General features: G+C 60.9%; 8 protein-coding genes. 4 read left to right on the top strand and 4 right to left on the bottom strand.

All coding sequences use genetic code 11. The features are described from left to right. The 3 genes from ACRESJ_RS11870 to ACRESJ_RS11860 all read left to right on the top strand — a co-directional run. Positions 1-200: hypothetical protein (locus ACRESJ_RS11870; RefSeq protein ID WP_431758053.1), on the top strand; the 200-nt coding region annotated here is incomplete at its 5' end. Beyond that, on the top strand, positions 187-1,593 hold the full coding sequence (locus tag ACRESJ_RS11865) for an adenosylmethionine--8-amino-7-oxononanoate transaminase (protein ID WP_431758052.1): 1,407 nt from the start codon (positions 187-189) through the stop codon (positions 1,591-1,593). The genes ACRESJ_RS11870 and ACRESJ_RS11865, both read left to right, overlap by 14 nt. Positions 1,594-1,728: 135 nt before the next feature. Further along, the gene (locus ACRESJ_RS11860; RefSeq protein WP_431758051.1) at positions 1,729-2,448 is read left to right on the top strand and encodes a 16S rRNA (uracil(1498)-N(3))-methyltransferase; all 720 of its coding nucleotides are present in this window, start codon (positions 1,729-1,731) and stop codon (positions 2,446-2,448) included. 119 nt (positions 2,449-2,567) lie between these two features. On the opposite strand, the gene ACRESJ_RS11855 is transcribed toward ACRESJ_RS11860, so the two are convergent. Genes ACRESJ_RS11855 through ACRESJ_RS11845 form a run of 3 tightly spaced genes read right to left on the bottom strand, consistent with a single transcriptional unit; the run spans position 2,568 to position 5,117 of the window. Then, positions 2,568-3,470: a transporter substrate-binding domain-containing protein gene (locus tag ACRESJ_RS11855; RefSeq protein ID WP_431758050.1), complete on the bottom strand. Its 903-nt coding sequence runs from the start codon at positions 3,468-3,470 to the stop codon at positions 2,568-2,570. Positions 3,471-3,497: 27 nt separating this feature from the next. Next, positions 3,498-3,848: a RidA family protein gene (locus ACRESJ_RS11850; protein WP_431758049.1), complete on the bottom strand. Its 351-nt coding sequence runs from the start codon at positions 3,846-3,848 to the stop codon at positions 3,498-3,500. Positions 3,849-3,875: 27 nt separating this feature from the next. Further along, a complete protein-coding gene (locus ACRESJ_RS11845; RefSeq protein WP_431758048.1) occupies positions 3,876-5,117 on the bottom strand; it encodes a D-amino acid dehydrogenase in 1,242 nt (413 codons plus the stop codon). 109 nt (positions 5,118-5,226) lie between these two features. Between ACRESJ_RS11845 and ACRESJ_RS11840 the strand changes: the two genes are divergently transcribed. Next, positions 5,227-6,144, top strand: a complete 918-nt coding sequence (locus ACRESJ_RS11840) for a LysR family transcriptional regulator (RefSeq protein WP_431758047.1) — start codon at positions 5,227-5,229, stop codon at positions 6,142-6,144. A gap of 125 nt (positions 6,145-6,269) precedes the next feature. Here ACRESJ_RS11840 and trhA read toward each other — a convergent pair whose 3' ends face one another. Beyond that, positions 6,270-6,887, bottom strand: coding sequence for a PAQR family membrane homeostasis protein TrhA (trhA, locus tag ACRESJ_RS11835; protein WP_431758046.1), 618 nt, complete (start codon positions 6,885-6,887; stop codon positions 6,270-6,272). Positions 6,888-6,968 lie beyond the last annotated feature (81 nt).

The following is a 6,968-nucleotide window of genomic DNA, read 5'->3' as shown; positions in this document are numbered from 1 at the left end:
TTTTGCGAGCCAGACGACTCAAGAACCGCGAAGGATACGTGACGCTTCAGACGCCCGCCAGCAGCGCCTATCGTCCTTTACAAAGTAGTTCAATCGACGCAATGGGTTGTCCCCGCGCGACGCATTGCATAGGCTTGCGCGATTGTTTGCCCGCGCCTGACGCGAGCCGCCTCGAGGAGACTGAAAATGGGCTTGAATAACCAGTGGATGCAACGCGACCTCGCGGTGTTGTGGCATCCCTGCACCCAAATGAAAGACCACGAACAGCTGCCGCTGATCCCGATCAAGCGCGGTGAAGGCGTCTGGTTGGAAGATTTCGAGGGCAAACGCTACCTCGATGCCGTCAGCTCCTGGTGGGTCAACGTGTTCGGTCACGCCAACCCGCGCATCAACCAACGCATCAAGGACCAGGTCGATCAGCTGGAGCACGTGATCCTCGCCGGCTTCAGCCATCAACCGGTGATCGAGCTTTCCGAGCGTCTGGTGAAGATCACGCCCGAAGGCCTGACCCGGTGCTTCTACGCCGATAACGGTTCGTCCTGCATCGAAGTCGCGCTGAAAATGAGCTTTCACTACTGGCTCAACCGCGGTCAGCCGAACAAAAAGCGCTTCGTCACCCTGACCAACAGCTACCACGGCGAAACCATGGCGGCGATGTCGGTGGGCGACGTGCCGCTGTTCACCGAAACCTACAAAGCCCTGCTGATGGACACCATCAAGGTGCCGAGCCCGGACTGCTACCTGCGTCCTGAAGGCGTGAGCTGGGAAGAACATTCGCGCACGATGTTCGCGGCGATGGAACAAGCCCTTGCGCAGCACCATGACAGCGTCGCCGCCGTCATCGTCGAACCGCTGATCCAGGGCGCCGGCGGCATGCGCATGTACCACCCGGTGTACCTCAAGCTGCTGCGCGAAGCCTGTGACCGCTACGGCGTGCACCTGATCCACGACGAGATCGCTGTGGGATTCGGCCGAACCGGAACGATGTTTGCCTGCGAGCAAGCCGGCATACGCCCGGATTTCCTGTGCCTGTCCAAGGCCCTGACCGGCGGTTACCTGCCGCTGGCGGCGTGCATGACCACCGACGAGGTCTACAGCGCCTTCTACGATGACTACCCGACACTGCGCGCCTTCCTGCACTCCCACAGTTACACCGGCAACCCGCTGGCGTGCGCAGCGGCGCTGGCAACGCTGGATATCTTCGAAGAAGACAACGTCATCGAGAACAACAAGGCCCTGGCGCAGCGCATGGCCTCCTCTACCGCGCATCTGGTGGATCACCCGAACGTGTCCGAAGTGCGCCAGACCGGCATGGTGCTGGCCATCGAGATGGTCAAGGACAAGGCGAGTAAAGAAGCTTATCCATGGCAGGAGCGCCGAGGCTTGAAGGTGTTCCAGCACGCATTGGAGCGCGGTGCCTTGCTTCGCCCGTTGGGCAGCGTGGTGTATTTCCTGCCGCCGTACGTGATCACACCGGAGCAGATCGACTTCCTGGCCGAGGTCGCCAGTGAAGGCATCGACATTGCTACCCGTGACAGCGTCAGTGTGGCGGTGCCAAAAGACTTCCATCCCGGTTTCCGCGATCCGGGCTGATGCGGTTTTTTGCTCGTTCCCACGCTCTGCGTGGGAACGCCTCACCGGACGCTCCGCGTTCGCTTTCGGGACGCAGAGCGTCCCAGGCTGCATTCCCACGCAGAGCGTGGGAACGATCAACATCAGAGATCCAGAATGAGACTGTCCCGCTTCTTCATCGACGCCCCCTTGAGCACCGGCGAGCACGAGTTGCCCGAGGCCCAGGCCCACTACATCAGCCGTGTGCTGCGCATGGCTGAAGGCGATGCGTTGCAGTTGTTCGACGGTTCCGGCCAGGAGTTTCTTGGTTCGCTGGTGGAAGTCGGAAAAAAACGCGTGGTGGTGCGGATCGACGAGCAATTTGCCGGTCAGATTGAATCGCCACTGCAGATTCATCTCGGCCAGGGCTTGTCCCGTGGTGAGCGCATGGACTGGGCCATTCAGAAAGCCACCGAGTTGGGTGTCACTGAAATCACACCGATTTTCAGCGATCGTTGCGAGGTACGGCTAAAGGACGAACGCGCCGACAAACGCTTGCTGCACTGGCGCCAGGTGGCGATCAGTGCCTGCGAGCAATGTGGGCGCTCGCGGGTGCCGGTGATTCATCCGCCGCTGTTGCTGGCTGACTGGCTCAAGCAGACACAAGCCGAGTTGAAGCTGGTACTGCATCCGGTGGCCGAGCCATTGGTCAGCCATGCCAAGCCCACGACGCTGGCGTTCCTGATCGGCCCGGAAGGCGGGTTGTCGGATGCCGAAGTGGACCAGGCCAAGGGCGCAGGTTTTCATGCGGCACGCCTTGGGCCGCGGGTGTTGCGCACTGAAACCGCGCCGGTTGTGGCGCTATCGGTAGCTCAGCAGCTTTGGGGCGACTTCTAAGGCCCTATCGCTAGCAGGCTAGCTCCCACAGTGGTTATCGGCCGGGCACAATATCTGCGATCAAGCAGAAATCAATGTGGGAGCTAGCCTGCTAGCGATTGGCCGCGACACGGTCTGAACTACTGCACCGGATCGCTCACCGGCTTGGCGATGATTACCTTGAGTTCGCTGGTCATCGGGAATTCAAGATTCAAACCCTTTGGCGGGATCGGCTGCTCAAACCAGCGTTTGTAGATGCCGTTGATCTCGCCCGAGCTGTACAGGTCGCCCAACGCACCGTTGACCAGCGCCAGGAATTGCGGATCGTCCTTGCGCACCATGCAGCTGTAGATTTCCCGCGATTGTTCTTCCCCGACCACTACCCACTTGTGCGGGTCATGGGCCTTGGCGCGTTCGCCATAAAGCAGCGCATCGTCCATGTAGAACGCCGCGGCGCGGCCCGACTGCAGCATCTGGAACGCCTCGCCGTGATCCTTGGCGCTGATCACGAACATGTCGATCTTGTGATCAACGTTGTAGCTTTTCAGATATCGCTCGTTGGTCGTCCCCGCGGTGGTCACCACGTTCTTGCCGCGCAGGTCGGCGAAGCTCTTGATACCGCTGTCACTGGCGGTCAGCAACTGCCCCTTGACGTAGATGAAGCCATAGGAAAACGCCACCTGCTTCTGCCGTTCGGCAGTCACGCCGGTAGAGCCGCACTCCAGGTCAACCGTACCGTTTTGTACCAGTGGAATGCGCGTTTGCGAGGTCACCAGGTTGTACGTCACCTTCAGATCCGGCAACGCCAGTTGCTGCTGGATGCGCTCGACAATCTTGCCCGCCAGATCCACGGAATAACCCATCGGCTTGCCGGTGTGGTCCCCCACGTAAGAGAACGGCACCGACGCATCGCGGTAGCCCAGGGTGATGCTGTTGGCATTCGCGATTTTACTCAGCGTACCGGTCAGCGGCGCCTCATTGGCATGGACCTGACTGCCGAGCAGCAGCCCCAGGGTACAGCCGAGCAACGTGATTTTTTGCATTGTTATTCTCCGTTGTGGGTAGAGCGATTAGCGGCGGGCAGCTATCACAGTGATTTCCACCAGCACCTCTGGACGGGCCAGTTGCGCCTGCACGGTGGTGCGAGTCGGTGCCTGGCCCGCTGACAGCCAGGCTGACCAGACCTCGTTCATCGCGGCAAAATCTGCGGTGATGTCCTTGAGATAAATAGTCGCGCTTAGCAGATGATCCTTGTCACTGCCGACTTCTGCCAGCAGGGCGTCGATTTTCGCCAGTACCTCACGCGTCTGGCCACTGGCGTCCATGGCCTCGCCCGGCACCTGGCCGGAGAGAAACACGAGGTCGCCGAACGTCACGATGCCGGACAGACGCGGGTTGCTGTGCAAACGTTGAATGGTCATTGCAGTGTCCTCTTCAGAAACAGAAATTCATGCGGCCCGATGGTTGAAACCGTGTAGGTCGATAGAAGGCCGGCGCTGGCCGATCAGCTCGCTGAGCAAGCGCGCACTGCCGCACGCCAGGGTGAAGCCCAACGCACCATGGCCAAGGTTCAGCCACAGGTTGCGATACGCCGTAGCGCCCAACAACGGCACGCCGCTGGGTGTCGCCGGGCGCATGCCGGCCCATTCGACCGCCTCGTCGTAGGCGCCGGCATTGGCAAAGGTGTCGCGGGCCTGACGCTTGATCAGGGCCAAACGCTGCGGATCAATCGAGGGGTCAAAGCCGACAATGTCGACCATCGCCGCGATGCGCAATTGTTCACCGATGCGGGCGTAGACAATCTTGCGATCGTAGTCGGTGATGCTCACATCAGGCGCTCGGTGCTCAGCGTGAATGGGTACGGTCAGGCTGTATCCCTTGAGCGGGTACAGCGGCAATTGCAGACCGGGCAGTGCCAGCGCCGGACTGCGATGACCCGCTGCGATCACCAGTTGTTCCACCGCCAGTACCTCATCGCCCAACTCGATGGCGTTCACCGCACCATCGGTATGACGAATCCCCGTCACCGCTTGCCCCAAGCGAAACTCGCAACGACCGGATGCTTTCAATCGTGCGGCAAGCAGCTGGCAAAAACCGTGGCAGTCGCCGACCTCTTCGTCCGGGGTATAAATCGCCCCGACAAAGGGGGCATCGGCCAGTGCCGGCTCCAGCTGTGCGCACTCGGCAGGCGACAGCACCTGCTGTTGCTGCGGGTCGGCCAGGCCTTTGCGGGCATGGTCAAAGCTTGCGACATTGCGGAAGGTCACCAGCTTGCCGTTGCGCCGCCAGTGGAATCCGGCCAGCCCATCGCCCTCTCGCCAAGTCTGCAAGGTGCTCTGACTCAGCAGCGCCAGACGCAACAGGTGCGCGGCGTTTTCCCGATTGACCGAGCGGCGACAGGCGTTGAGGAACGACGCCATCCAGCGCCACTGCGCCGGATCGAAGCGCGGTCGCAATTTCAACGGGGAATCACTGCGCAGCATCCAGCCGATGGCTTGCATCGGTACCCCGGCATCGGCCAATGGCGCCACGTAGCGATAGGACAATTGGCCGCCGTTGGCGAAGCTCGTTTCAACGCCCAGCGAGTCCCGGGCTTCGACCACCGTCACCTCGAACCCGTCGCGCACCAGCGCATAGGCCGTTGCCAGGCCAATCACACCGCCGCCGATGATGCATACACGCTGAGCCATGTCCGTCCTTAAAACCGTTGTGTAGACGAGGCCGAGGTTAGTGCCAGGTGACAGGCGTTGAACAATGCATAAAGATGCCAAACCCATAAACAAAGGTTATGGACTTGCCATGCGACTGCGACACATCGAGATTTTCCAGGCGATCCGCCAGACCGGTTCGATCAGCGCGGCCGCGCAATTGCTGCACGTCTCCCAGCCTGCGGTAACAAAAGTGCTGCAGCACGCCGAACAGCAACTGGGCTTTGCGTTGTTCCTGCGGGTACGCGGCAAGTTGCAAGCCACGCCCGAAGCCCTGGAACTGGAGCGCGAGGTCGACAAGGTCAGCGAAAGCCTGCAAGGCGTGCGACGTCTGGCGCAGAGCCTGCGCCGCGAGCCGGGCCACAGCCTGCGAATCGGCGCCACCCCGGCGTTGGCCCTGTCGCTGTTGCCGCCAGCCATCCACGAGTGGACCGGGCTTTATCCGGACATCGCCTGTGAATTGTCCAGTGCCCATAGCCGTGAACTCGTGCAGAACCTGCTGATGCGCGAAGTGGATGTCGCCCTGACCTTGCAGCAACCGGATCATCCGGGGCTCAAGGCTCAGGCGCTGGCGTCCGGAGTGCTGGTGGCATTGGCACCAAAGGGTTACTGGCCCTCGTCGGAGGCCGGAACGCCGCTGTCGTTGATGGCCCTGGCCGATGCACCGCTGATTGGTCTGTCCAGCGCCGACCCTCTGGCCGCTCGGCTCGATAGCTACCTGGAAGCGGTCGAACCTGCGCCCCGGGTGCGCATCGCCGTGCAGACTTATTCGTTGGCCCGGGCGATGGTGGAGTCCGGCGCCGGGTTGGCGGTGATCGACCCGTTCACGGCCCTCGGCGCCTCTGCCACGGCGACGACAATCCGCCCCCTGGCTCCGCCGCTGCCCATCACCCTGTACGCAGTGACCCGAGCCAGCGAACCGCAGCCGCACACCTTGAATGATCTGCTGCAGATATTCAGTCGAAGGGCTCAGGAGCAGTTGGATCGATTGATCCCTACTGGCATTTAACGGGAAACACAAAACCATTGTGGGAGCGAGCCTGCTCGCGATGAGGGTGTATCAATCAACATCAATGCTGACTGATATACCGCAATCGCGAGCAGGCTCGCTCCCACAATGGGTGTCACGGTGATCTACAGGACGTAGAAGAAGATCGCCACAAAGTGCAGCAAGCTCCCGGCAATCACGAACAGATGCCAGATACCGTGGGCATGGCGCAGACGATGGTCCAGGGCAAAAAAGATGATGCCCACGGTGTACAAAACCCCACCCGATGCCAGCCACGCAAACCCGGCACCACCGAGCGCGGTCATCAGTGGCTTGACCGCCACCAACACGATCCAGCCCATCACCGCATAAATCACGATCGACAGGATGCGCGCCTCCGAACGCGGCTTGATCTCCTGCAGGATGCCGATCAGCGCCAAGCCCCAGACGATTCCGAACAAGGTCCAGCCCCACGGCCCGCGCAGCGTTACCAGGCAGAATGGTGTATAGCTGCCGGCGATCAACAGGTAGATCGAGAAGTGATCGACCTTCTGCATGATTGCCTTTTTGCGCCCGCGCACGCTGTGGTACACGGTTGATGCGCTGTACAGCACCAGCAAGGTGAAGGCGTAGATCGCCATGCTGACGATCTTCCACGGACTGCCGTCGAGGCTGGCGACAACGATCAGCCATACCCCACCTACAAACGCCGCCACCGCCCCGACCAGATGGGTCCAGGCGTTCAATCTTTCCCCGTGATACATCGTTTACCTACCTCGACTTTTTAACGTAACACTCTTGTCTGGAGCTGCCGAAGGCTGCGATCTTTTGATCCTGAAAAACAA

This window comes from Pseudomonas sp. (genome assembly GCF_050739655.1).
Classification (GTDB): domain Bacteria; phylum Pseudomonadota; class Gammaproteobacteria; order Pseudomonadales; family Pseudomonadaceae; genus Aquipseudomonas.
The sequence above is the reverse complement of the archived record's forward strand: the minus strand, read 5'-3'. Positions and strand labels throughout refer to the sequence as shown.

Bases quoted from the DNA above. Each gene is read 5' to 3' on its own strand.
- ACRESJ_RS11860 (WP_431758051.1), top strand. From the start codon at position 1,729: ATGAGACTGTCCCGCTTCTTCATCGACGCCCCCTTGAGCACCGGCGAG.
- ACRESJ_RS11840 (WP_431758047.1), top strand. From the start codon at position 5,227: ATGCGACTGCGACACATCGAGATTTTCCAGGCGATCCGCCAGACCGGT.
- trhA (WP_431758046.1), bottom strand. From the start codon at position 6,887: ATGTATCACGGGGAAAGATTGAACGCCTGGACCCATCTGGTCGGGGCG.
- ACRESJ_RS11845 (WP_431758048.1), bottom strand. From the start codon at position 5,117: ATGGCTCAGCGTGTATGCATCATCGGCGGCGGTGTGATTGGCCTGGCA.
- ACRESJ_RS11855 (WP_431758050.1), bottom strand. From the start codon at position 3,470: ATGCAAAAAATCACGTTGCTCGGCTGTACCCTGGGGCTGCTGCTCGGC.
- ACRESJ_RS11865 (WP_431758052.1), top strand. From the start codon at position 187: ATGGGCTTGAATAACCAGTGGATGCAACGCGACCTCGCGGTGTTGTGG.
- ACRESJ_RS11850 (WP_431758049.1), bottom strand. From the start codon at position 3,848: ATGACCATTCAACGTTTGCACAGCAACCCGCGTCTGTCCGGCATCGTG.